Origin of the sequence: Bacillus subtilis subsp. subtilis str. 168 (assembly GCF_000009045.1) — a bacterium.
Lineage (GTDB): Bacteria > Bacillota > Bacilli > Bacillales > Bacillaceae > Bacillus > Bacillus subtilis.
Window position 1 is genome coordinate 1,591,443 of sequence record NC_000964.3, and the last position, 25,766, is coordinate 1,617,208.

Annotated in this window: 24 protein-coding genes and 2 other RNA genes; all 26 read left to right on the forward strand. The window is 43.0% G+C overall.

Going from position 1 to position 25,766, the window contains the following annotated elements; genetic code table 11:
* Positions 1-97: 97 nt before the first annotated feature.
* The 26 genes from murG to lspA all read left to right on the forward strand — a co-directional run bounded on the left by murG (position 98) and on the right by lspA (position 25,766).
* Entirely contained in the window at positions 98-1,189 is a 1,092-nt protein-coding gene (gene murG / locus BSU_15220; RefSeq protein NP_389405.2) for a UDP-N-acetylglucosamine-N-acetylmuramyl-(pentapeptide)pyrophosphoryl-undecaprenol N-acetylglucosamine transferase, read from the forward strand.
* 31 nt (positions 1,190-1,220) lie between these two features.
* Positions 1,221-2,132, forward strand: coding sequence for a UDP-N-acetylenolpyruvoylglucosamine reductase (gene murB, locus BSU_15230; RefSeq protein NP_389406.1), 912 nt, complete (start codon positions 1,221-1,223; stop codon positions 2,130-2,132).
* A gap of 129 nt (positions 2,133-2,261) precedes the next feature.
* The gene (divIB, locus tag BSU_15240) at positions 2,262-3,053 is read left to right on the forward strand and encodes a cell-division initiation protein (RefSeq protein NP_389407.1); all 792 of its coding nucleotides are present in this window, start codon (positions 2,262-2,264) and stop codon (positions 3,051-3,053) included.
* Positions 3,050-3,745 (forward strand): hypothetical protein, encoded by a 696-nt coding sequence (gene ylxW, locus BSU_15250; RefSeq protein ID NP_389408.2) that lies wholly within the window; start codon positions 3,050-3,052, stop codon positions 3,743-3,745. Before divIB ends, ylxW begins: the two co-directional genes overlap by 4 nt.
* A 22-nt stretch (positions 3,746-3,767) precedes the next feature.
* Positions 3,768-4,475 carry a hypothetical protein gene (ylxX, locus tag BSU_15260; RefSeq protein ID NP_389409.2) on the forward strand — a complete coding sequence of 236 codons (708 nt, stop codon included), beginning with the start codon at positions 3,768-3,770 and terminating at the stop codon, positions 4,473-4,475.
* A gap of 17 nt (positions 4,476-4,492) precedes the next feature.
* Positions 4,493-4,858, forward strand: a complete 366-nt coding sequence (gene sbp, locus BSU_15270; RefSeq protein ID NP_389410.1) for a putative integral inner membrane protein (small basic protein) — start codon at positions 4,493-4,495, stop codon at positions 4,856-4,858.
* Positions 4,859-5,031: 173 nt separating this feature from the next.
* Complete coding sequence (gene ftsA / locus BSU_15280) at positions 5,032-6,354, forward strand: cell-division protein essential for Z-ring assembly (protein ID NP_389411.2); 1,323 nt, start codon at positions 5,032-5,034, stop codon at positions 6,352-6,354.
* Between the two features lie 35 nt (positions 6,355-6,389).
* On the forward strand, positions 6,390-7,538 hold the full coding sequence (gene ftsZ / locus BSU_15290; protein NP_389412.2) for a cell-division initiation protein: 1,149 nt from the start codon (positions 6,390-6,392) through the stop codon (positions 7,536-7,538).
* 302 nt (positions 7,539-7,840) lie between these two features.
* Positions 7,841-12,142: a bacillopeptidase F gene (gene bpr / locus BSU_15300; RefSeq protein NP_389413.1), complete on the forward strand. Its 4,302-nt coding sequence runs from the start codon at positions 7,841-7,843 to the stop codon at positions 12,140-12,142.
* 194 nt (positions 12,143-12,336) lie between these two features.
* Positions 12,337-13,266, forward strand: a complete 930-nt coding sequence (gene spoIIGA / locus BSU_15310; protein NP_389414.1) for a protease processing pro-sigma-E — start codon at positions 12,337-12,339, stop codon at positions 13,264-13,266.
* Between the two features lie 62 nt (positions 13,267-13,328).
* Complete coding sequence (sigE, locus tag BSU_15320; RefSeq protein NP_389415.2) at positions 13,329-14,048, forward strand: RNA polymerase sporulation-specific sigma-29 factor (sigma-E); 720 nt, start codon at positions 13,329-13,331, stop codon at positions 14,046-14,048.
* Positions 14,049-14,187: 139 nt separating this feature from the next.
* Complete coding sequence (sigG, locus tag BSU_15330) at positions 14,188-14,970, forward strand: RNA polymerase sporulation-specific sigma factor (sigma-G) (protein ID NP_389416.1); 783 nt, start codon at positions 14,188-14,190, stop codon at positions 14,968-14,970.
* A 147-nt stretch (positions 14,971-15,117) separates the two neighbouring features.
* Positions 15,118-15,912 carry a putative ABC transporter (ATP-binding protein) gene (gene ylmA, locus BSU_15340; RefSeq protein NP_389417.2) on the forward strand — a complete coding sequence of 265 codons (795 nt, stop codon included), beginning with the start codon at positions 15,118-15,120 and terminating at the stop codon, positions 15,910-15,912.
* A 12-nt stretch (positions 15,913-15,924) separates the two neighbouring features.
* An RNA gene (gene tswE / locus BSU_misc_RNA_24) (thiamine pyrophosphate riboswitch) lies at positions 15,925-16,026 on the forward strand.
* 87 nt (positions 16,027-16,113) lie between these two features.
* Positions 16,114-17,394: an N-formyl-4-amino-5-aminomethyl-2-methylpyrimidinedeformylase gene (gene thiQ, locus BSU_15350; protein ID NP_389418.2), complete on the forward strand. Its 1,281-nt coding sequence runs from the start codon at positions 16,114-16,116 to the stop codon at positions 17,392-17,394.
* 82 nt (positions 17,395-17,476) lie between these two features.
* The gene (gene ylmC, locus BSU_15360; protein ID NP_389419.1) at positions 17,477-17,722 is read left to right on the forward strand and encodes an essential sporulation protein; all 246 of its coding nucleotides are present in this window, start codon (positions 17,477-17,479) and stop codon (positions 17,720-17,722) included.
* A gap of 162 nt (positions 17,723-17,884) precedes the next feature.
* Positions 17,885-18,721: a conserved protein with laccase domain gene (ylmD, locus tag BSU_15370; RefSeq protein NP_389420.1), complete on the forward strand. Its 837-nt coding sequence runs from the start codon at positions 17,885-17,887 to the stop codon at positions 18,719-18,721.
* Positions 18,722-18,727: 6 nt separating this feature from the next.
* Positions 18,728-19,420, forward strand: coding sequence for a putative PLP-containing enzyme (gene ylmE, locus BSU_15380; protein NP_389421.1), 693 nt, complete (start codon positions 18,728-18,730; stop codon positions 19,418-19,420).
* Entirely contained in the window at positions 19,417-19,872 is a 456-nt protein-coding gene (gene sepF / locus BSU_15390; protein NP_389422.3) for a cell division machinery factor, read from the forward strand. Before ylmE ends, sepF begins: the two co-directional genes overlap by 4 nt.
* Positions 19,873-19,878: 6 nt before the next feature.
* Positions 19,879-20,151, forward strand: a complete 273-nt coding sequence (gene ylmG / locus BSU_15400; RefSeq protein ID NP_389423.1) for a factor involved in shape determination, distribution of nucleoids and osmotic tolerance — start codon at positions 19,879-19,881, stop codon at positions 20,149-20,151.
* A 60-nt stretch (positions 20,152-20,211) separates the two neighbouring features.
* Complete coding sequence (gene ylmH, locus BSU_15410) at positions 20,212-20,985, forward strand: factor involved in shape determination, RNA-binding fold (RefSeq protein NP_389424.1); 774 nt, start codon at positions 20,212-20,214, stop codon at positions 20,983-20,985.
* Positions 20,986-21,078: 93 nt separating this feature from the next.
* Complete coding sequence (divIVA, locus tag BSU_15420) at positions 21,079-21,573, forward strand: cell-division initiation protein (RefSeq protein NP_389425.1); 495 nt, start codon at positions 21,079-21,081, stop codon at positions 21,571-21,573.
* 62 nt (positions 21,574-21,635) lie between these two features.
* Positions 21,636-21,862, forward strand: an RNA gene (gene iswA / locus BSU_misc_RNA_25) — T-box riboswitch specific of isoleucine tRNA.
* 52 nt (positions 21,863-21,914) lie between these two features.
* Positions 21,915-24,680, forward strand: a complete 2,766-nt coding sequence (gene ileS, locus BSU_15430; protein NP_389426.2) for an isoleucyl-tRNA synthetase — start codon at positions 21,915-21,917, stop codon at positions 24,678-24,680.
* 144 nt (positions 24,681-24,824) lie between these two features.
* Positions 24,825-25,199, forward strand: coding sequence for a sporulation-related RNA polymerase-binding factor (ylyA, locus tag BSU_15440; RefSeq protein NP_389427.2), 375 nt, complete (start codon positions 24,825-24,827; stop codon positions 25,197-25,199).
* A 102-nt stretch (positions 25,200-25,301) separates the two neighbouring features.
* Entirely contained in the window at positions 25,302-25,766 is a 465-nt protein-coding gene (gene lspA / locus BSU_15450) for a signal peptidase II (RefSeq protein NP_389428.1), read from the forward strand.

Sequence of the window (25,766 nt, forward strand, 5' to 3'; positions counted from 1 at the left end):
TAACATGAAGCTTGGAAACAATTGATGCGATAACCCTGTCCAACAAAACAGGGTTATCGTTATGTTATAGAGAAACTTAGACTGGGGGAAAAAAGAAATGCGAATTGCAATAAGCGGAGGCGGTACAGGGGGACATATTTATCCTGCTCTTGCTTTTATTAAAGAAGTGCAAAGACGTCATCCTAATGTGGAATTTTTATATATCGGAACAGAAAACGGGCTGGAGAAAAAAATTGTTGAGCGGGAGAATATACCGTTTCGTTCAATTGAAATTACAGGATTTAAAAGAAAATTGTCATTTGAAAATGTCAAGACTGTGATGCGTTTTCTGAAGGGCGTCAAAAAGAGTAAATCGTATTTAGCGGAATTTAAGCCCGATGCCGTAATTGGAACGGGCGGTTATGTATGTGGGCCGGTTGTCTATGCCGCTGCGAAAATGGGAATTCCGACTATTGTCCACGAACAAAACAGCCTGCCGGGCATCACGAATAAGTTTCTTTCAAAATATGTTAATAAAGTAGCGATTTGTTTTGAAGAAGCGAAATCACATTTTCCTAGCGAGAAAGTTGTATTTACGGGAAACCCGAGAGCCTCTGAAGTCGTCTCAATAAAGACGGGACGATCATTGGCTGAATTTGGGCTTTCTGAAGACAAAAAAACGGTCTTAATTTTCGGCGGAAGCCGAGGCGCTGCACCGATTAACCGCGCTGTCATTGACATGCAGGATGTGCTGAAAACAAGAGACTATCAAGTGCTGTATATCACCGGTGAAGTTCACTATGAAAAAGTAATGAATGAGCTGAAAAGCAAGGGTGCCGCTGATAATATGGTCACAAAGCCGTTTCTTCATCAAATGCCTGAGTATTTAAAGGCCATTGATGTCATTGTGGCCAGAGCCGGTGCGACAACGATTGCCGAAATTACTGCTCTCGGAATCCCAAGTGTTCTGATCCCAAGTCCATATGTGACAGCGAATCACCAGGAGGTCAATGCGAGGTCTCTTGGCCAGCATGATGCGGCGATTGTACTGAAAGAAACAGAGCTCAGCGGGGAGAAGCTGATTGAAGCGCTAGACCGGATTGTACTGAATGAGCAAACGTTAAAGGAAATGAGCGAACGAACAAAGTCACTCGGTGTTCCTGACGCGGCTGCCCGTTTATACAGCGTACTCGAGGAATTAAAAAAATAGTAGAAAAGCAAATGGAATGCGGAGGTTTACGATGGAGAAAGTGATACAGGAATTAAAAGAACGAGAAGTCGGCAAGGTTCTTGCAAATGAACCGCTCGCGAATCATACAACGATGAAAATCGGCGGACCTGCGGATGTATTGGTCATTCCAAGCAGTGTGGATGCTGTTAAAGACATCATGGACGTGATTAAAAAATATGATGTGAAGTGGACAGTCATCGGCCGCGGATCAAATCTTCTTGTTTTAGATGAAGGAATTAGAGGCGTAGTGATCAAGCTGGGGGCGGGTCTTGACCATTTGGAGCTTGAAGGGGAACAAGTAACAGTCGGAGGCGGTTATTCGGTGGTCCGCCTTGCTACATCATTGAGCAAAAAAGGCCTGTCCGGTTTGGAATTTGCTGCCGGCATTCCAGGATCAGTCGGCGGAGCGGTTTATATGAATGCCGGCGCTCACGGTTCTGATATGAGCGAGATCCTCGTCAAAGCGCATATTTTATTTGAAGACGGAACGATTGAGTGGCTGACAAATGAGCAGATGGATTTCAGCTACAGGACATCTGTACTGCAAAAGAAACGCCCGGGCGTTTGCCTTGAAGCTGTTTTGCAGCTTGAGCAGAAGGATAAGGAATCAATCGTTCAGCAAATGCAAAGCAATAAAGACTATAGAAAAAATACACAGCCGTATTCAAGCCCTTGTGCGGGAAGCATATTCAGAAATCCGCTTCCGAATCATGCCGGGAACCTTGTAGAAAAAGCAGGCTTGAAAGGATATCAAATCGGCGGTGCAAAGATATCGGAGATGCACGGAAACTTCATCGTCAATGCGGGGGGAGCATCAGCAAAAGATGTGCTTGATCTCATTGACCATGTGAAAAAGACAATCCGTGAAAAATACGAGATTGATATGCACACAGAGGTTGAAATCATCGGCGGAAATCGCTGATTCAAGTTCTGACTGAAGCTGTTCATATGATATACTGTAAGCAAACGACAAACGGCATCATAGTATGCCGTTTGTTTTGGAATAGACAGACTTTTAACAGCTGTTTCATTTGAATGAGGTGAACAGGCAATGAACCCGGGTCAAGACCGAGAAAAAATCGTTAACATTGAAGAGCGGATCCCTAAAATTAAAGAGCAGAGGAAACAAAAGGCAAACCGCCGTCTCATTTCATTTATTATGCTCTTTTTTATTATGGTGCTGATCATTGTGTACCTGCAAACACCAATCAGTAAAGTATCAACAATCTCTGTTACAGGGAATGAAAATGTATCAAAAAAGGAAATTATCGACCTTTCCGATATTAACAGCGGAGATACTGAGTTTTGGAGTTTGGACAAGCAAAAAACAGAAAAGAAGATTCAGCAAAATAAATTAGTGAAAAAAGCGGAGATCAGCAAATCGCTTCCTAATAAAATCAACATTGCAATCGAAGAATATAAAGCGATTGCTTATTTAGAAAAAGACGATGTGTACTATGAAGTGCTTGAAAACGGCTCAGTTCTGCCAAACGAAGTAACGCCGGATGATGCCGGACCGATTTTAGTGAATTGGACAAACGCGAAGAAGCGGTCTCAAATGGCCAAGCAGCTCGATGCGTTGTCAAATTCGTTAAAACAGTCGATTTCAGAAATTTATTATACGCCTGTAAAAATGGATGAAAACCGTATTAAGTTGTACATGAACGACGGTTATGTTGTTACGGCATCTATTAAAACGTTTGCAGACCGAATGAAGACGTATCCTTCTATCATCTCACAGCTAAGCAGCAATAAAAAAGGAATCATTCATTTAGAAGTTGCCACCTATTTTGAAGAGTTTGGGAAAAACGATAAAGCTGCTAAAAAGGAAGATGAAAATTGAGGGGCAAATCAGCAGTCCTTCTTTCCTTGATTATGCTTATCGCAGGTTTTTTGATTTCATTTTCTTTTCAAATGACAAAAGAAAACAACAAAAGCGCGGCTGAGACGGAAGAGTGGAAAAAAGAATATGCGCTGAGAGATGAACTGCTGAAACAAGAGAAAGAAAATAAGAAGTTTGAAAAAGAATTATATCAAAAGCAAAACAAAGTCCGCCAGGCGGAAAATAAGCTGAAGAAAGAGAAGTCGGAATACTATAATGTCCTCGAAGATACAGAAAAATACAGGATGTATATTGGGGAAGTCGGTGTGCAGGGAGAAGGCGTTGAGGTGACATTGGAAGATGCGTCATACATACCGGAAGGGGAGAATGTGAATAGTTACATCGTTCACGAAAGCCATATCTTCCAAGTAGTAAACGAACTGTATATCTCAGGAGCGGCAGCTGTCGCCGTTAATGGACAGCGTTTGACGCATGATTCGTATATCAAATGCAATGGTCCTGTGGTAACGGTAGACGGGGTGCAGCATCCCGCTCCGTTTACGGTATCCGCTATTGGAGATCCAGATGTCCTGCTGCCCTCGTTAAATATCGCTGGAGGCCTAATTGATCAGCTGTCAATGGATCATATTTCTGTGTCGGCAGAAAAAGAGAAAAACGTACAAATGAAACCGATTCTGAAAACGAAGGAATGACTGAAAAAGCGGGTGAAATAGATTGAAAATAAAGCGTTCCTTCATAAGCATCAGTGTTCTTATGGTCATCTTCGGCCTGATGATATCTGTTCAGTTTAATTCGTTAAAGCACCCCAAAGTCCGGGATACAAGAGATATGTGGGATATTAGGGAAGAGCTGACATCAGAGCAGAAGAAGCAGGAAAAGCTGCTGGCTGAAATAAACAAATATGACAAATTGCTGAATAGCTATTCGCAAACGAAAGAAATGACAAAAGAAACCGCGCTAAATAATACCTTGCAATCCTTAAAAAAAACAGCCGGCATGACCGATATAACAGGTAGCGGAATTGTCATTACGATTTCCCCGCTTTTTTCTGAAAGCTTAACAGGAGAGCCGATCGAAAATCCGCCTCCGGATTTGCTGAAAAAGCTGATAAATGAACTCAACTCCTACGGTGCAGAGCATATCTCGATTAATGAGCGAAGAGTTGTGAATCATACAGTCATCAGAGATATAAACGGCACTACAAAAATAGACGGATACGCCCTTGACGATTATCCTTTAACAGTAAAAGTGCTTGCCAAAGATCCGGACATGTTACACAGCAGAGTGAAGGGGTCAGGCCTTGAGGATCTTTTTGCATCTGAAAATTTAGCATTAAAAGCCGGTAAATCTGAAAGCAAACTAACATTAAAAGCATATGACAGACCACTGGACGTACAACAGCTGAAACTGCTTAAAGACTGAAAAGGAGGAGAATTGTCATGTGGCTGCCCGTGTTGGGACTGGTGCTCGGAATAGCGATTGGACTAATGACAAACTTAACGATACCGAGTGAATACTCAAACTATTTATCGCTTGCGGTGCTTGCCGCACTTGATACATTAATCGGCGGAATCAGGGCGCATTTACAAGGTACATATGATGAAATGGTATTTGTTTCCGGTTTCTTTTTTAATATTATATTGGCAATAAGTTTAGCTTTTCTGGGAGTCCATCTTGGTGTAGACTTGTATTTAGCAGGTATATTCGCATTTGGAGTCAGATTATTTCAGAATATAGCCGTTATCAGAAGAAATCTACTAACAAAGTGGACTCTTTCTAAAAAAAATAAAAAAAATGTGATATAAAAGAGGATATACATAGGATATAACGAATATTTTCAATAAACATAAAATGTGAAAAGCACATAAAAATATTCTGTTGTTATTTTTTGTTACACACTTGTAAAGCCACATTCATTGTATTGTTGTTCCGCAAATAATAGAATAGAAATGATCGAAATGTGAGGAGGTGCCATAGAATGAACAACAATGAACTTTACGTCAGTCTTGACATCGGTACGTCCAATACAAAAGTGATCGTCGGAGAAATGACAGATGATTCCCTTAATATTATCGGTGTGGGAAATGTACCGTCTGAAGGGTTGAAAAAAGGCTCAATCGTTGATATAGATGAGACCGTTCATTCTATAAGAAAAGCGTTTGACCAAGCTGAAAGAATGGTAGGTTTTCCGCTTAGAAAAGCTATTGTCGGCGTTAATGGAAATTATATCAATATTCAAGATACAAACGGTGTTGTAGCAGTTTCCAGTGAAAATAAAGAAATTCAGGTTGAAGATGTACGCCGTGTCATGGAGGCGGCACAGGTTGTTTCCGTACCGCATGAACAGCTGATTGTTGACGTCATTCCTAAACAGTTTATCGTAGATGGAAGAGATGAAATCACCGACCCGAAAAAAATGCTGGGTGTGCGTTTAGAAGTAGAGGGCACCTTGATCACCGGTTCAAAAACAATCTTACATAACTTACTCCGCTGCGTTGAAAGAGCTGGTATTGAAATAACTGATATTTGCCTTCAGCCGCTGGCAGCCGGTTCTGCTGCATTATCAAAGGACGAGAAAAACCTTGGTGTGGCTCTCATTGATATAGGGGGAGGGTCAACAACCATTGCCGTATTCCAGAACGGACATCTCACTTCTACCCGTGTCATTCCTCTCGGAGGCGAAAATATCACCAAAGATATCTCCATCGGATTGAGAACGTCAACAGAAGAAGCAGAACGCGTGAAAAAGCAACTTGGACATGCCTACTATGACGAAGCCTCGGAAGATGAAATATTTGAGGTAACCGTTATAGGCACCAATCAAAAACAAACATTTACACAGCAAGAAGCAGCGAATATCATTGAAGCGAGAGTAGAGGAAATTCTTGAAATTGTTTCAGAAGAGCTTCGCAGTATGGGAATTACCGATCTGCCGGGAGGCTTCGTGCTGACAGGAGGACAAGCAGCTATGCCGGGTGTCATGTCTTTGGCACAGGATGTGCTGCAAAACAATGTCAGAGTGGCAAGCCCGAATTATATCGGTGTAAGAGATCCTCAATATATGACGGGAGTGGGCCTGATCCAATTCGCCTGCCGGAATGCAAGAATCCAAGGCAGAAAAATAGGCTTTAAGATGCCTGAAGAAGCGATACAGGAAATCGCAGTCTCATCATCTGAGGAACAAGAGCAGCATCATCACCAAAATGAGGTGCAGCAGCGGCCAAAAGGAAAACAAAAAACACAAGCCGAACATAATAAACAGAGCAAAATGAAAAAACTATTAAGCATGTTTTGGGAATAGATAGATAGTCATTCGGCAGATTAGGAGGATTTAGCATGTTGGAGTTCGAAACAAACATAGACGGCTTAGCATCAATTAAAGTAATCGGAGTAGGAGGCGGCGGTAACAACGCCGTTAACCGAATGATTGAAAATGAAGTGCAAGGAGTAGAGTATATCGCGGTAAACACGGACGCTCAAGCTCTTAACCTGTCAAAAGCAGAAGTGAAAATGCAAATCGGCGCAAAGCTGACTAGAGGATTGGGAGCAGGTGCGAATCCGGAAGTCGGGAAAAAAGCCGCTGAAGAAAGCAAAGAGCAGATTGAAGAAGCACTTAAAGGTGCTGACATGGTATTCGTGACAGCTGGTATGGGCGGCGGAACAGGAACAGGTGCCGCACCGGTTATCGCACAAATCGCGAAAGACTTAGGCGCATTAACAGTCGGCGTTGTGACAAGACCGTTTACCTTCGAAGGACGCAAAAGACAGCTTCAGGCTGCAGGCGGAATCTCGGCAATGAAAGAAGCGGTGGATACACTGATCGTGATCCCGAACGACCGTATCCTTGAAATTGTTGATAAAAACACACCGATGCTTGAAGCATTCCGCGAAGCGGATAACGTACTTCGCCAAGGGGTTCAAGGTATTTCTGACTTGATTGCTACACCTGGTCTTATCAACCTTGACTTTGCTGATGTGAAAACAATCATGTCAAACAAAGGATCTGCTTTGATGGGTATCGGTATTGCTACTGGGGAAAATCGCGCGGCAGAGGCAGCAAAAAAAGCAATTTCCAGCCCGCTTCTTGAAGCGGCCATTGACGGTGCGCAAGGCGTCCTCATGAACATCACTGGAGGAACAAACCTCAGCCTATATGAGGTTCAGGAAGCAGCAGACATTGTCGCTTCGGCGTCTGATCAAGACGTAAACATGATTTTCGGTTCTGTTATTAATGAAAATCTAAAAGATGAGATTGTGGTGACAGTGATTGCAACCGGCTTTATCGAACAAGAGAAGGACGTGACGAAGCCTCAGCGTCCAAGCTTAAATCAAAGCATCAAAACACACAATCAAAGTGTTCCGAAGCGTGAGCCAAAACGTGAGGAACCTCAGCAGCAGAACACAGTAAGCCGTCATACTTCACAGCCGGCTGATGATACGCTTGACATCCCGACATTCTTAAGAAACCGTAATAAACGCGGCTAATGTAAAGGACAAAATCGTTTTCGATTTTGTCCTTTTTTGTTTTTCTCTTCACACTTTCCTTCTTATAAAGTCTTTTTCCCTATTGCTTCCTTCGCTTAGTAACAAAACAGATAATTAGACCCATTTATTTTTGTGACATTTTTATCATTTTCATATATATGGAAATTGAATGACATGAAACGACAATATCTGTAATTCAGATTGTCTACAGTTAATATACAGCGATGTTCTGACAAACCATTCATTATTAAAAGGAGGGACGACACTTTTTTTAAAAAGCATGTTGAAAAAGGGGGATGAAAATGAGGAAAAAAACGAAAAACAGACTCATCAGCTCTGTTTTAAGTACAGTTGTCATCAGTTCACTGCTGTTTCCGGGAGCAGCCGGGGCAAGCAGTAAAGTCACCTCACCTTCTGTTAAAAAGGAGCTTCAATCTGCGGAATCCATTCAAAACAAGATTTCGAGTTCATTAAAGAAAAGCTTTAAAAAGAAAGAAAAAACGACTTTTCTGATTAAATTTAAAGATCTGGCTAACCCAGAAAAAGCGGCAAAAGCGGCTGTTAAAAAAGCGAAATCGAAGAAGCTGTCTGCCGCTAAGACGGAATATCAAAAGCGTTCTGCTGTTGTGTCATCTTTAAAAGTCACAGCCGATGAATCCCAGCAAGATGTCCTAAAATACTTGAACACCCAGAAAGATAAAGGAAATGCAGACCAAATTCATTCTTATTATGTGGTGAACGGGATTGCTGTTCATGCCTCAAAAGAGGTTATGGAAAAAGTGGTGCAGTTTCCCGAAGTGGAAAAGGTGCTTCCTAATGAGAAACGGCAGCTTTTTAAGTCATCCTCCCCATTTAATATGAAAAAAGCACAGAAAGCTATTAAAGCAACTGACGGTGTGGAATGGAATGTAGACCAAATCGATGCCCCAAAAGCTTGGGCACTTGGATATGATGGAACTGGCACGGTTGTTGCGTCCATTGATACCGGGGTGGAATGGAATCATCCGGCATTAAAAGAGAAATATCGCGGATATAATCCGGAAAATCCTAATGAGCCTGAAAATGAAATGAACTGGTATGATGCCGTAGCAGGCGAGGCAAGCCCTTATGATGATTTGGCTCATGGAACCCACGTGACAGGCACGATGGTGGGCTCTGAACCTGATGGAACAAATCAAATCGGTGTAGCACCTGGCGCAAAATGGATTGCTGTTAAAGCGTTCTCTGAAGATGGCGGCACTGATGCTGACATTTTGGAAGCTGGTGAATGGGTTTTAGCACCAAAGGACGCGGAAGGAAATCCCCACCCGGAAATGGCTCCTGATGTTGTCAATAACTCATGGGGAGGGGGCTCTGGACTTGATGAATGGTACAGAGACATGGTCAATGCCTGGCGTGCGGCCGATATTTTCCCTGAGTTTTCAGCGGGGAATACGGATCTCTTTATTCCCGGCGGGCCTGGTTCTATCGCAAATCCGGCAAACTATCCAGAATCGTTTGCAACTGGAGCGACTGATATCAATAAAAAGCTCGCTGACTTTTCTCTTCAAGGGCCATCTCCATATGATGAAATAAAGCCGGAAATATCTGCACCGGGCGTTAATATTCGTTCATCCGTTCCCGGTCAGACATATGAGGATGGTTGGGACGGCACATCAATGGCAGGGCCGCATGTATCCGCTGTTGCTGCACTGCTGAAACAGGCGAATGCCTCACTTTCTGTTGATGAGATGGAGGATATATTAACCAGCACGGCTGAACCGCTCACGGATTCAACATTTCCTGATTCACCGAATAACGGATATGGCCATGGTCTGGTGAATGCTTTTGATGCTGTATCCGCTGTTACAGATGGATTAGGGAAAGCGGAAGGACAAGTTTCTGTAGAGGGGGATGACCAAGAGCCTCCTGTCTATCAGCATGAGAAAGTAACTGAAGCTTATGAAGGTGGCAGCCTACCACTGACTTTGACAGCTGAAGACAATGTGAGTGTGACATCTGTAAAGCTGTCCTACAAGCTTGATCAAGGTGAATGGACAGAAATAACGGCTAAACGAATCAGCGGTGATCATCTAAAAGGAACGTATCAGGCAGAGATCCCAGATATAAAAGGAACTAAACTAAGCTATAAGTGGATGATTCACGATTTTGGCGGTCATGTCGTTTCGTCTGACGTATACGATGTAACAGTGAAACCAAGCATCACGGCGGGATATAAGCAGGACTTTGAAACTGCACCCGGCGGCTGGGTTGCGAGCGGAACAAATAATAACTGGGAATGGGGAGTTCCGTCAACTGGCCCAAATACAGCAGCATCCGGAGAAAAAGTATATGGAACGAATTTGACAGGAAATTATGCCAACTCAGCAAACATGAACCTTGTTATGCCTCCTATTAAAGCACCTGATTCAGGAAGTCTGTTCCTTCAATTTAAAAGCTGGCACAATTTAGAGGATGATTTTGATTACGGCTACGTTTTTGTTCTTCCGGAAGGTGAAAAGAATTGGGAGCAGGCTGGTGTCTATAACGGAAAGACATCAAGCTGGACGGACGAAGAAATTGATTTATCGGCTTATAAAGGCCAAAACATTCAAGTGATGTTTAACCTTCAATCTGATGAAAGCATTGCAAAAGAGGGCTGGTATATTGATGATGTAGTGCTTTCTGACAAATCAGCCGGAAAAACAGTCAAAAAGAATAAGCTGGGCGTCGAAAAGCCGTCTGGAAAGCAAAAGAAAAAGCCAGTAAATCCGAAAAAGGCTAAGCCATCTGCAAACACAGCGGTAAAACATCAGAACAAGGCTATACAGCCTCAAGTTTTGCCGCTCAAGGCACAAGTCAGTGTAGTGGAAACAGGAAAATCAACATATTCAGATCAATCCACAGGGCAGTACACGCTGAAGCACAAAGCGGGAGACTATACGCTTATGGCAGAAGCATATGGTTATCAGTCGAAAACACAAAAAGTATCTTTAAAGACGGATCAGACGACACAAGCTAATTTTACGTTAGAAGAGATGAAGAAGGGCACATTAAAAGGCACGGTCATCAATAAAACGACAGGAGAGCCGGTAACAGGCGCTTCCGTTTATGTTGTAGAGGATGCTGCGGTGGAACCGGCTATGACAAACGACAAAGGTGAATATATGCTGGAGGCCTATGAAGGCGCTTATACGATTAAAGTCGCTGCACCGGGTTATTACAGTGATGAATTTTCCGTTGAGTTAAAAGGTGATGTTACAAAAGAAACTGCATTGAAGCCTTTCGTCGGTTATCCGGGTGAAATTGCATATGATGACGGAACAGCGGAGAATGCCAATTCCTATTTTGCTGCCGGTAACGGATGGGCGGTAAAAATGACGCTCGCTGACGGCAAGGACAAAGGCATGCTTACAGGAGGGCTGTTCAGATTCTGGGATACAGAGTTCCCTGATCCGGGCGGCACAGAGTTTAAGGTTGAGGTATACGATGCCACAGGAAAAGACGGAGCACCGGGCAAGAAAATTGCAGGGCCATTTAACGCGGAAGCTCTTCGCAATGGCGAGTGGACTAAGGTAGATCTCAGTTCAAAAGGGATTATGGTCGATAAAGATTTTTATCTCGTATATATCCAGTCGAAACCTGATCCGTATTCACCTGGATTGGCAATGGATGAAACCGGCCAGAATTCCGGCCGCAACTGGCAGTATATAGATGGAAAGTGGCAGCCAGGTGACAAAGCGGATGGCAACTATATGATTCGCGCATTAGTTGATTATGAAGCTGCTGTACCTGAGATTACTTCACCGACAGACAAATCATACACAAATAAGGATAGCGTCACTGTAAAAGGAAACGCTTCTCCTGGCACAACGGTACACATTTATAATGGAGAGAAAGAAGCAGGAGAAACGAAAGCTGCTGCGGATGGCACGTTCCATGCAGGCATCATACTCAACAAGGGTGAAAATGAGCTGACGGCAACTGCATCAACTGACAACGGAACAACAGATGCCTCCAGCCCAATCACGGTCACGCTTGATCAAGAAAAGCCTGAATTAACACTGGACAATCCAAAGGATGGCGGGAAAACAAATAAAGAAACGCTGACTGTCAAAGGGGCTGTATCCGATGACAATCTGAAAGACGTCAAGGTGAATGGCAAAAAAGCAACAGTAGCTGATGGTTCATACTCAGCCCGTATTCTTTTGGAAAATGGAAGAAATGAAATCAAGGTAATTGCTACAGACTTGGCAGGCAACAAAACGACGAAAAAGACAGTCATTGATGTGAACTTTGACAAGCCTGTCATTTCCGGCTTAATTCCGGGAGAGGATAAAAACTTAAAAGCCGGTGAATCTGTGAAAATCGCTTTCTCAAGCGCTGAGGATTTAGATGCAACGTTTACCATTCGTATGCCGCTGACCAATGCAAGAGCGAGTGTGCAAAATGCCACCGAACTCCCGTTAAGAGAAATCTCTCCGGGGAGATATGAAGGCTATTGGACTGCCACTTCTTCTATTAAAGCAAAAGGAGCAAAAGTAGAAGTGATCGTCCGAGATGATTATGGAAATGAAACAAGAAAAACTGCGAATGGAAAACTTAATATGAACACAGAAAATTAAGTGGAAAAAAAGCTGCCGTCATTGGCAGCTTTTTTTATATCCTCTCATTATACTTCCTCGACAAATTAAGCAGATTTCCCTGAAAAATTGTATTTTCCTCTCAACATTAATTGACAGACTTTCCCACAGAGCTTGCTTTATACTTATGAAGCAAGAAGGGGAACAGCGTGAGGCAAGAAAGAAAGGAGTCAGATGTGAAAATCTATTTAGATGTCATTTGGCTGTTAAACTTTTGTTTTGATGCACTTTTGCTTTTGCTCACGGCATTTATTTTAAAACGGCATGTAAAAAAAAGAAGACTGGTAGGCGGAGCGTTCATCGGTTCCAGTATTGTCCTTTTGATGTTTACTCCTTTTTCGCCGATTGTTGAACATCCGGCTGGGAAGCTAGCTTTTTCAGTTGTGATTGTGGTGGTGACATTTGGCTTTAAAAGATTTCGGTTTTTCTTTCAAAATTTGTTTTCCTTTTATTTTGCCACTTTTTTAATGGGGGGAGGAATTATCGGAGCCCATTCTTTGCTGCAGTCAAATTCTATTGTTCAAAACGGTGTCATGATTACCAATCAAACAGGGTTTGGAGACCCGATCAGCTGGTTGTTTATTGTTGGTGGCTTTCCAGCATTATGGTTTTTTTCTAAAAGAAGAATTGAAGATATTGAAACAAAAAACATTCAATATGAGGAACGAGTCAGCGTGCAGGCAGATTTGGGCAGCCAAACACTTCATGTCAGAGGCCTGATTGATTCCGGTAACCAGCTGTACGATCCTCTTACAAAAACACCGGTAATGATCATTTACATTGATAAACTGGAGCCGATTTTCGGAACAGCCGAAACGATGATCATTCGAAACACAGACCCATTGGAAGCCATCGAACAGCTCGATGATTCCTTTCGCTTTTTAGATAAAATGAGGTTGATTCCATACAGGGGAGTTGGTCAGCAAAATCAATTTTTATTATGCGTTAAACCGGATCACGTAACGATTATGACAAAAGAAGAAATGATTTCTGCAGATAAATGTTTAATCGGTATCAGCACAACAAAGCTGTCGGCAGATGGAGAGTTTGACGCGATTATTCATCCGAAAATGCTTTCGGGCAAGGCTGTCAAACACGTTTCATAATGTTCGCAAATGTCCGTTACTTATCATACTCAAACGGCGTGACATTTAGAAGGGAGAGGAAGATGAAAAAACTGAAATTACGGTTGACGCACCTCTGGTATAAGCTGCTGATGAAACTTGGGCTGAAAAGTGATGAAGTCTATTACATAGGCGGGAGTGAAGCCCTGCCGCCTCCATTATCTAAAGATGAGGAGCAGGTTTTGTTAATGAAGCTCCCAAACGGCGATCAGGCGGCGCGCGCCATTCTAATTGAACGCAATTTGCGTCTGGTCGTATATATCGCCCGTAAATTTGAAAATACGGGAATTAATATAGAGGATTTAATCAGCATCGGTACCATCGGTCTAATCAAAGCTGTTAATACATTTAATCCAGAAAAGAAAATCAAGCTTGCTACCTATGCCTCCCGGTGTATAGAAAATGAAATCCTGATGTATTTAAGAAGAAATAACAAAATCCGTTCAGAGGTTTCCTTTGATGAACCGCTTAATATTGATTGGGACGGCAATGAGCTTTTGCTTTCTGATGTGCTCGGCACTGACGATGACATCATCACTAAAGACATAGAAGCTAACGTCGATAAAAAGCTTTTGAAAAAAGCGCTTGAACAGCTTAATGAGAGAGAAAAGCAAATCATGGAGCTGCGGTTTGGGCTTGTCGGTGAAGAAGAAAAAACCCAAAAGGATGTAGCGGATATGATGGGGATTTCTCAGTCTTATATTTCGCGGCTTGAGAAAAGAATTATAAAAAGGTTGAGAAAAGAGTTCAACAAAATGGTGTAAAAAATTTTATGGTTAGAACCCCTTGATTTTACAGGGATTTCCTGATTTCGACAGTTTTTCGGTCTGAGTGCAGTGCATATTTTTCCCACCCAAGGAGATACTTAACGTTGTACAGCAGCTCCTGTAGGGAGGGAAAAAAGTGTCGAGAAATAAAGTCGAAATCTGCGGGGTGGATACCTCCAAATTACCAGTACTCAAGAATGAAGAGATGAGAAAGCTGTTTAGGCAGCTGCAGGATGAAGGCGATGATTCAGCAAGAGAAAAGCTTGTAAACGGGAACTTGCGTCTTGTCTTAAGTGTCATTCAACGATTTAATAACAGAGGGGAGTATGTTGATGACTTATTTCAAGTCGGCTGCATCGGACTAATGAAATCCATTGATAATTTTGACCTAAGCCACAATGTTAAGTTTTCAACATACGCTGTACCTATGATTATCGGAGAGATCCGCAGGTATTTACGTGATAATAACCCGATCCGTGTCTCAAGATCACTCCGGGACATCGCTTACAAGGCGCTTCAGGTAAGAGAGCGGTTAATCAGTGAGACAAGCAAGGAGCCGACTGCAGAAGACATCGCAAAAGTTCTTGAAGTACCGCATGAGGAAATTGTATTTGCGCTTGATGCCATTCAGGATCCGGTTTCTCTATTTGAACCGATCTATAACGACGGCGGAGACCCGATCTATGTGATGGACCAAATCAGTGATGAGCGTAATACAGATTCACAATGGATTGAAGAGCTGGCTTTAAAAGAGGGCATGAGAAGGCTGAACGATAGGGAAAAAATGATTTTGAGAAAGCGATTCTTCCAAGGGAAAACCCAAATGGAAGTCGCCGAGGAAATCGGAATTTCTCAAGCGCAGGTGTCCAGACTTGAAAAAGCGGCTATCAAACAAATGAATAAAAATATTCATCAATAATGAAAAGCCTTTAAAACGATGTTGTTTTAAAGGCTTTTCTATTGATTATGGATGGTTTACGTTTTGGAAAAAGTAAGGTATCCTAGTTCGTACAAAGTTTTATGAAAATTAAAACAATTATAAAAGGCAATAAAGAGGAGGACCACGATGATTTTGCAGCTTGACAATGTCTCACTAAAACGGAATGGGAAATGGATACTGAAAGATATTCATTGGAAGGTGGAAGAAAAGGAAAATTGGGTGCTTTACGGCCTAAATGGCGCCGGGAAGACAGCGCTGTTAAATATGCTTTGCTCATATTATTTTCCAACATCAGGCGAGATGCAGGTGCTCGGCCATGAATTTGGCAAAACAGAGCTTGGGGAAAAGCTCAGACGTAAAATTGGCCTCGTCTCAGCAGCTCTTCAGCAAAAATTGTATCCGGCAGATTCAGCTTTTGAAATTGCTTTGAGCGGAGCTTACGCTTCGATTGGGTTATATGAAACGCCAAGTAAGGAAACCAGGGAAAAAGCGATAGGTTTGTTAGAGGACTTGGGAGCAATTGAATATGCCGATCGCCGCTATGAAACCCTTTCTCAAGGGGAAAAACAAAGAGCATTGATTGCTAGAGCACTAATGGCCGATCCGGAGCTGCTGATACTGGATGAACCAGTCACAGGACTGGATTTTATTGCCCGGGAAAAGCTGTTAGATACGATTACATACATTGCAAACAAAGAAAATGCACCATCTATCCTTTATGTGACTCATCATGCTGAAGAAATTTTGCCTGTCTTTGATAAAGCCCTTTTATTAAAACAGGGAGAGGTTTTTGGATCCGGAGAAATAAAGGAAATGCTTACTGATCAAATACTTTCCGCTTTTTTTGATACGCCAATCCATGTATTATGGAATCAGGATCGGCCGTTTTTAACAAGAGCTGAGCCGATAACGAATGCCTGACAAATATATATAGATTCATCCTAGGGGTGCTTTGCGAAGCTGAGAGAGACTTTGTCTCAACCCTTTTGACCTGATCTGGATCATGCCAGCGGAGGGAAGCGGTGAAAAGCGGAGTACATCGGACTCCGTTTGTTTTTATTAAGCCGTTTCATCACATTTGAAACGGCTTTTTTGATTTTAAAGAATAGGAGCGGATTTACATTGGATCAACAAATATACTCTTTGCAAAAAAAAGTGGAAGAACATAAGGAGGAGCTTATTCAGCTTGCGAAAACGCTGATTTCTTATCAAACACCTGCTCCGCCTGCAAGAAATACAGAGGGCATTCAGTCTTGGATTGCGGGATATTTAAATGAATTGGGATTCTCGATCGACAAATGGGATGTGTACCCTGGAGATCCCAATGTTGTAGGGAAGCTAAAAGGAACAGATTCAGCAGATTATTATAGCCTGATTATCAATGGCCATGTAGATGTGGCAGAGGTAAAAGAGGATGAAGAATGGAAGCACGATCCGTTTCATCCCATTGAAAAAAACGGTCTCTTAATCGGGCGAGGCGCTTCCGATATGAAGGGCGGAATGGCTTGTGTGCTGTTTGCTGTCAAATTAATTCGTGAAGCAAGCATTGAACTTCCAGGTGATCTGATTCTGCAATCGGTTATTGGGGAGGAAGTTGGAGAGGCCGGCACACTTGAATGCTGCAAGAGGGGCTACCACGCTGATTTTGCAATTGTCGCGGATACGAGCGATATGCATATTCAAGGCCAAGGCGGTGTCATTACAGGCTGGATCGAAATCAAAAGCAGTCAAACATTTCATGATGGAACGAGACGGAATATGATTCATGCAGGCGGAGGAACATTCGGAGCAAGCGCAATTGAAAAAATGGCAAAAATCATTGCGGGGCTCGGTGAACTTGAGCGCCACTGGTCTATTATGAAAAGTTATCCCGGTTTTAAACCAGGCACAAATACGATTAACCCGGCAGTTATAGAAGGCGGCAGACATGCGGCTTTTATAGCGGACGAATGCCGGCTGTGGATCACAGTCCATTTTTATCCGAATGAAACCCATGACCAAGTGGCAGCGGAAATAGAAGATTACGTCAATCGGCTGAGTGACAGTGATATTTGGCTTAGGGAAAACCGCCCTGTATTCAAGTGGGGAGGCTCATCTATGATAGAAGACAGGGGAGAAATTTTTCCGGCATTGGAAGTTGACCCTGGCCACCCAGGCGTCTTAGCGCTAACTGCCTCTCATCAGAAAGTGAAACGGGAGTGTCCAATTATTGACGTTTCTCAATCAGTTACAGATGGCGGATGGCTGTATGATGCCGGTATTCCATGCGTAATATACGGTCCTGGAGATCTGCACAATGCACACTCTGTGAACGAGAAGGTATCGATTGAGCAGCTAGTAGAGTATACAAAAATTATACTCGATTTTATCATCAGCTGGTGCAGCCGGAAAAAAGAACAATGACATGAAAATTTCTTCTTGCTGACAAGGTTCAGCCTGCCCGTTCATATACTTGAACAAAAGGACGGAAAAAGGACGTGATGGAATGATCAGCATTTCAGAATTTCAGGTAAAGGATGTCGTCAATGTCTCAAACGGAAAAAAGCTGGGGAGTATTGGTGATATTGATATCAATGTGACCACTGGAAAAATTCAGGCGATCATACTCGGAGGAAATGGGAAAGTTCTCGGATTTTTTGGAAAAGAAGAGGAATTGGTCATTCCATGGCGAAATATAGTAAAAATCGGGGAAGATGTAATCTTAGTCCGATTAAGTGAACCACATGCATAAACCTGCTTGTCTGCCGCAGATTGGCAAATGCCGGAAGTCTCGATTCTTCCGGCACATTTCATTTAGAAATATGCAAATCGGCGCTCAACGAATGCAGTAAGATGTGGTAAAATAAGTGGGAAATTCCGCTTTTTTAAATGTTTGTCGAAAGGTTGGATCATCATGAATACATATCACCCATTCAGTCTTACCACACCCTCGACACTCATGATACAAGACTGGGCTCAAACGAATCAAAACAACAAAGAGGTCATTGCCGGATTTACGACAAAAAACGGCGGTGTCAGCCAAAAGCCTTTTGAATCGTTAAATACAGGATTGCACGTTCATGACAAAGATGCAGATGTAGTTAAAAATCGTGAATATATTGCCGATATGTTTAATACTGATTTGCAGTCTTGGGTATTCGCTGATCAGACACATGATAATCGCGTTCAGAAAGTGACGCAGAGGGATAGGGGAAAAGGCGCCCGTGAGTATCACACGGCTCTAAAAGCAACGGACGGGATCTATACAAATGAAAAAAATGTATTTTTAGCATTATGCTTTGCTGATTGTGTGCCTCTTTTCTTTTATGATCCGGTTAAGTCGCTTGTCGGAGTCGCCCATGCCGGGTGGAAAGGCACCGTCAAACAGATTGGCAGAGAAATGGTGAAGCAATGGACTGAGAAGGAAGGTTCAAATCCCTCAGATATTTACGCTGTTATTGGCCCGTCTATCAGCGGAGCATGCTATACGGTAGACGACCGCGTCATGGATGCTGTCCGCGCATTGCCGGTTTCAGCAGACCTTGCCGCCAATCAGACGGCAAAGGCACAATATCAGCTTGATCTGAAAGAGCTGAACCGTCTTATACTGATGGACAGCGGTTTGGCAAGTGAACAAATTTCTGTCAGCGGTTTATGCACGGAAAGCGAGCCGTCTCTTTTCTATTCTCATCGCCGCGATCAGGGGAAAACTGGACGGATGATGTCCTTTATCGGAATGAAGGAGGCATAAAAGATCTTGCGTGTTGTTGATAATTTACGACATATAAACGAACGAATAAACGAAGCATGTAACAGATCGGGCCGCAGCTCCGATGAAGTTACGGTTATTGCAGTCACAAAATATGTATCACCTGAAAGAGCACAGGAGGCAGTAGATGCTGGCATCACCTGCCTCGGAGAGAATCGGGATGCGGAACTGCTCCGCAAACAGGAATTGATGAAAGGGAATCCGGAATGGCATTTTATCGGCAGTCTGCAATCAAGAAAAGCAAAATCTGTCGTCAATTCGGTTTCCTATATCCATTCCCTAGACCGGCTCTCATTAGCGAAAGAAATTGAAAAACGGGCTGAAGGTACTGTACGATGCTTTGTGCAGGTCAATACCTCTCTTGAGCCTTCTAAACATGGCATGAAAAAAGAAGAAGTCATTCCATTCATACAGGAGCTTTCCGGTTTCGAACATATCCTTGTTGCCGGGCTGATGACAATGGCTCCGCTGACTGATGATCAAGATCAGATCAGAAGCTGTTTCAGGTCGCTGAGAGAACTCCGTGACCAGGTTCAGAAGCTGAACCAGCCGAACGCTCCGTGTACTGAACTGTCGATGGGCATGTCAAATGATTTTGAAATTGCAATTGAAGAAGGAGCTACTTATATTAGAATCGGCTCATCGTTAGTCGGAAATGAAACAGGGGGTGTACAGCAATGAGTATGAAAAATAAACTGAAAAACTTTTTCTCAATGGAAGATGAAGAATACGAATATGAATATATTGAGACAGAGCGGGAATCTCATGAGGAGCATGAGCAAAAAGAAAAGCCGGCTTACAACGGGAATAAACCTGCGGGCAAACAGAATGTAGTGAGCTTGCAAAGTGTTCAGAAATCCTCTAAAGTGGTGTTGAGTGAGCCGCGCGTTTATGCGGAGGCGCAGGAAATAGCCGACCATTTGAAGAACCGGCGGGCAGTTGTCGTCAATCTTCAGCGGATACAGCATGACCAGGCGAAGCGGATTGTTGACTTTTTAAGCGGAACCGTTTATGCCATTGGCGGCGATATTCAAAGAATCGGCTCAGATATTTTCCTCTGCACGCCTGACAACGTAGATGTATCAGGCACAATTTCTGAGCTCATATCTGAAGACGAACATCAGAGGTGGTAAAGCGAGATGATCCTTTATCAAGTTTTTTCGGTTTTAAGCTTATTAATCACAATATACTCATTTGCCCTGATCATATATATTTTTATGTCATGGGTGCCGAGTACGAGGGAAACAGCAGTCGGGCGTTTTTTGGCTTCGATTTGTGAACCATATCTCGAACCATTCAGAAAAATCATCCCTCCGATTGCAATGCTGGATATTTCACCAATCGTAGCAATACTTGTGCTTCGGTTTGCGACAACCGGCTTGTGGGGACTTTATCGCATGATTGCGTTTTAATGTGACAGTTTGATAGGGGCTTGGCAGCAGCCAAGCCTCTTTACATAGAAGGGAAAGACGATGAGCGATATATATCAGCACTTCAGAAAAGACGAGCGGGCCTTTATTGATCAAGCGCTCGAATGGAAAAGAATTGTCCAGGAGCAGTACCGGATGAAGCTGACCGACTTTTTAGATCCCCGAGAGCAGGTCATCCTCTCTGCTGTTACGGGACAGGCAGATGTCGGGCTTGCCTTTTCCGGCGGCTATGACAGAGCGGAGCGGAAACGGGCGATTCTGTTTCCAGAGTACATTACTCCGGAAGAATCAGATTTTGAACTGCAGGCGTTTAACGTCCGTTATGCTGACAAGTTTGTCTCAGTAGATCATCGTTCTCTGCTTGGTGCATTAATGGGCATAGGATTAAAGCGGCAAAAATTCGGTGACATCGTGTTTTCTGAGACAGCAGTGCAATTGATTGTCTCAGCCGATACCGCTGATTTTGTGGCTGCACAGCTGACCCAAGCAGGCAAAGCGGCGGTCAGCCTAGAGAAAATCGACTTGTCAGACCTTAACATTCCAGCAGTTGATGTCGAAATAAGAGATGACACGGTTTCTTCTTTAAGGCTTGACGCCGTCTGCGCCTCTATGAGCAGGCAATCCCGCCAGAAATCACAGACGCTTGTGAAAAACGGCCTTGTGAAAGTGAACTGGAAGGTGGTTGAAGATCCTTCATACATAGTCGCGGAAGGGGACATGCTGTCTATCAGAGGTTTTGGCCGGTGCAGCTTAACAAAAATCGAAGGAAAAACCAAAAAAGACAAATGGAGAGTTACGTTTGAACGACAAAAATAGTCGGTTTTTCAGTTTTTTTCTCCATCTGTGCGAAATTTGTTTTATAATGTGAACTAGATAACCGTACTGAAATGTAAAAATGGAGGTGGCATCATGCCATTAACGCCAAATGATATTCACAACAAGACGTTTACAAAAAGTTTTCGCGGATATGATGAAGATGAAGTAAATGAATTCCTAGCCCAAGTCAGAAAAGATTACGAAATTGTTCTCCGCAAGAAAACTGAGCTTGAAGCGAAAGTCAATGAGCTTGATGAAAGAATCGGACACTTTGCCAATATTGAGGAGACATTGAATAAATCAATTTTAGTTGCTCAAGAAGCGGCTGAAGACGTAAAACGCAATTCTCAAAAAGAAGCAAAGCTGATCGTTCGGGAAGCGGAGAAAAACGCTGATCGCATTATCAACGAATCGTTATCAAAATCAAGAAAAATTGCAATGGAAATTGAAGAGCTGAAAAAACAGTCTAAAGTGTTCAGAACACGTTTCCAAATGCTGATTGAAGCTCAGCTTGATCTTCTGAAAAATGACGATTGGGATCATCTCCTTGAGTATGAAGTCGACGCTGTATTTGAGGAAAAGGAATAAATTCTCTGATTATCTTGACATTTTCTTAGCTTGTCGAATATAATACGTTCATAAATTCAGATGAAAAAACGGTTGAAAGGGACAGTCATGTTTCCTTCAGGCCTTCATAGCGACCCGGAGATGGTGAGAGTCCGGGATGGCCGGAATCATGTAGATCAGCCCTTTAGTTTCCTTGCTGAACTCACAGTAGGTTAGGACGTTCATCACGTTACGATGCTCAAGAGGAAAAAGTGTATGCTTGCTTTTTCTAAAAGGGTGGTACCGCGAGATAAGCTTTCTCGTCCCTTATGGGATGAGAGGGCTTTTTTTATTTTCTGAAAAAATGCAGTGGAGGAATGAAAATGGATTTTAAAGACACGCTCTTAATGCCGAAAACAGATTTCCCGATGCGTGGAAATTTGCCAAACCGTGAGCCTGACATTCAAAAAAAATGGGAGGAAGAAGATATCTACCGTCTTGTTCAGGAACGGACGAAAGACCGCCCGAAATTTGTTTTACATGACGGACCTCCGTATGCAAACGGCGACATCCATATGGGCCATGCACTTAACAAGATTTTGAAAGACTTCATTGTCCGCTATAAATCAATGAGCGGCTACAACGCACCGTATGTGCCGGGCTGGGATACACACGGATTGCCAATTGAAACAGCTCTGACAAAAAACAAAAAGGTCAACCGCAAAGAAATGTCAGTAGCGGAATTCCGCAAACTATGCGAAGAGTACGCTTGGAAGCAAATCGAGGGACAGCGTGAGCAATTCAAACGTCTTGGTGTCCGCGGTGACTGGGAAAACCCATATGTGACATTAAAACCGGAATACGAAGCGCAGCAAATCCGCGTATTTGGTGAAATGGCAAAACGAGGCTACATTTACAAAGGCCTTAAACCGGTTAACTGGTCACCTTCAAGTGAGTCTGCTCTGGCTGAAGCCGAGATCGAATATCAAGATAAACGTTCAGCATCTATTTACGTCGCTTTTGGTGTAAAAGACGGAAAAGGCGTTCTTGAAAACGGCGAGCGCATCATCATTTGGACAACAACGCCGTGGACAATTCCGGCGAACCTCGGAATCTCAGTGCACCCTGATCTTGAGTACAGCGTGATTGCAGTAGGTGAAGACCGCTTTGTTGTAGCAAGTGCCTTAGTCGAAAATGTTGCATCGGCATGCGGATTTGATCAGTATGAAGTGACAAGAACGGTCAAAGGGAAAGACCTTGAGAACATTATCGCTGAACACCCGCTATATGGCAGAGACTCTCTCGTTATGCTTGGTGAACACGTAACAACTGATGCCGGAACAGGCTGTGTTCATACAGCGCCTGGACATGGGGAAGATGACTTTATCATCGGCCAAAAATACGGTTTAGATGTGCTTTGCCCGGTCGATGAAAAAGGTGTAATGACAAGCGAAGCTCCTGGCTTTGAAGGCATGTTCTATGATGATGCAAACAAAGCGATCACACAGCAGCTTGATGAAAAAGGCGCACTTGTGAAGCTTGAATTCATTACTCATTCTTATCCGCATGATTGGAGAACAAAAAAACCAACCATTTTCAGAGCAACAGCGCAATGGTTTGCGTCTATTAAAGATTTCAGATCAGACCTGCTGGATGCCATTAAAGAAACCAAATGGGTTCCTGAATGGGGCGAGCAGCGTTTGCACAACATGGTTCGGGACCGCGGAGACTGGTGTATTTCCAGACAGCGTGCGTGGGGTGTGCCGATTCCGGTATTTTACGCTGAAAACGGAGAACCGGTTATTACAGATGAAACCATTGAACATGTTTCTGAATTGTTCAGACAGCATGGATCAAACATTTGGTTTGAAAAAGAAGCAAAGGATCTTCTTCCGGAAGGCTTTACGCATCCTGGCAGCCCGAACGGCACATTTACAAAAGAACAGGATATCATGGATGTTTGGTTTGATTCAGGCTCTTCACATCAAGCAGTGCTTGAAGAACGTGATGACCTCGTTCGCCCGGCTGATCTATACCTAGAGGGATCTGACCAATATCGCGGCTGGTTTAACTCTTCTCTTTCTACAGCAGTAGCCGTAACAGGGAAAGCGCCGTATAAAGGTGTGCTCAGCCATGGGTTCGCACTGGATGGAGAAGGACGTAAGATGAGTAAATCAATCGGTAACGTTGTTGTTCCGGCTAAAGTCATGAAACAGCTTGGTGCCGACATCTTAAGATTATGGGTATCTTCAGTGGATTATCAGGCGGACGTTCGCGTGTCTGACGCCATTCTGAAGCAGGTTGCGGAAGTATATCGTAAAATCCGCAACACGTTCCGTTTCCTTCACGGCAACCTTTTCGATTTTGATCCAAAAACAAATGCGGTGGCTGTCGAAGATCTTCGCGAAGTGGATCAGTATATGCTGATTAAGCTGAACAAGCTGATTGATAAAGTGAAAAAAGCGTATGATGAGTACGAATTTGCGGTTGTGTATCACAGCATTCATAATTTCTGCACAATCGAATTGAGCTCATTCTACCTTGATTTTGCAAAAGATATTGTCTACATCGAGCATGCGGATCATCCGGATAGACGCAGCATGCAGACAGTATTCTACGAAACGCTTCTTGCATTAGTGAAGCTTTCAGCGCCTATCCTTCCACATACGGCAGACGAATTGTGGTCTCATTTAACATTTGTTGAAGAGCAGAGCGTTCAGTTGACCGATATGCCGGAAACAATCACGGTTCCAAACAGTGAAGCGACTGAAGAAAAATTTGACCGCTTTATGGCTCTTCGTGATGACGTGTTAAAAGCATTAGAAACTGCGCGAAATGAAAAAATTATCGGTAAATCTTTGGAAGCAAACCTGAAATTGTATCCAAACAAAGAAAACAAGGAGCTCTTGGCTTCCATAAAAGAAAACCTTTCTCAGCTGTTTATTGTGTCTGAACTGACAATCAGCGAAGAAAATGAAGCGCCGAACGATGCGCAAAGCTTTGCGACGGGTAAAATCGCTGTCGAGAAAGCGGAAGGCGAAATGTGTGAGAGATCTCGTGTGATTTCAAAAGATGTAGGGGCAAATCCGAAATATCCTACACTTTCATTACGCAACGCTGAAATCGTTGAAAAATACTATCAAAAATAATGCAAAAGAGCCCGGCGTAAAAGCCGGGCTTTTTTTGTGCCAAGAGTGACATCCTTTAGAACGAAAGGAAAAATCTTATGGGCTTTAGATCATCATTCACAGGCAACAATAAAGATACTACGTTAAGAGCAGGAGTTGTGAAGAATGAATGATCAACTGACCGCAATTTATACGGAACTTCTTCTGATGAAAGAAGAATTACAGTCGAGATTATTTGAGTATTCTTGCTTTCAGGTTTCTACAAGCCCGCAAGCAGCAATCAATCAAAAACAAAAAGCAACTCTGATCTATCATATTAAAGAAGAACTTCAAGACGTTCTCCTTGCATTGTCCAAAATCGAAAACGGCACATTCGGATACTGTGAAGAAACTGGGGCCCCCATTCCTCTTGCAAAGCTGGCAGTGCTGCCGACGGCCCGAACAGCAAACGATTTTCTTTATTCTGTCCAATTTGAGAAAAAAACGCTTCCGATATGGAAATCAACGGATATCGAATATGGTCAGGCACTGTATGAATAACAGTGTCTGTCCGGTTAATATGCCTGATATTTCTTTACTCCAGTGCTTTTTATTGATAAAATGCATAATGGATTAAAGTAACCGTAAACTGGAGGAACGTTTGTGCTGTATTATATGATTGCACTACTTATTATTGCAGCCGATCAATTGACAAAATGGCTAGTTGTTAAGAACATGGAACTTGGCCAAAGCATTCCGATCATTGATCAGGTATTCTATATCACCTCCCATCGCAATACGGGTGCTGCATGGGGGATATTAGCGGGTCAAATGTGGTTTTTCTACCTCATAACAACCGCTGTTATTATTGGTATTGTTTATTACATACAGCGTTATACAAAGGGACAAAGGCTTCTTGGCGTTGCCCTCGGACTTATGCTTGGCGGTGCCATCGGCAACTTTATCGATCGGGCTGTCAGACAGGAAGTTGTGGATTTTATCCATGTTATTATTGTCAATTACAATTACCCGATATTTAACATCGCGGACTCTTCACTATGTGTCGGCGTAATGCTTTTATTTATACAAATGCTGTTGGACAGCGGGAAAAAGAAAAAGGAGCAATAG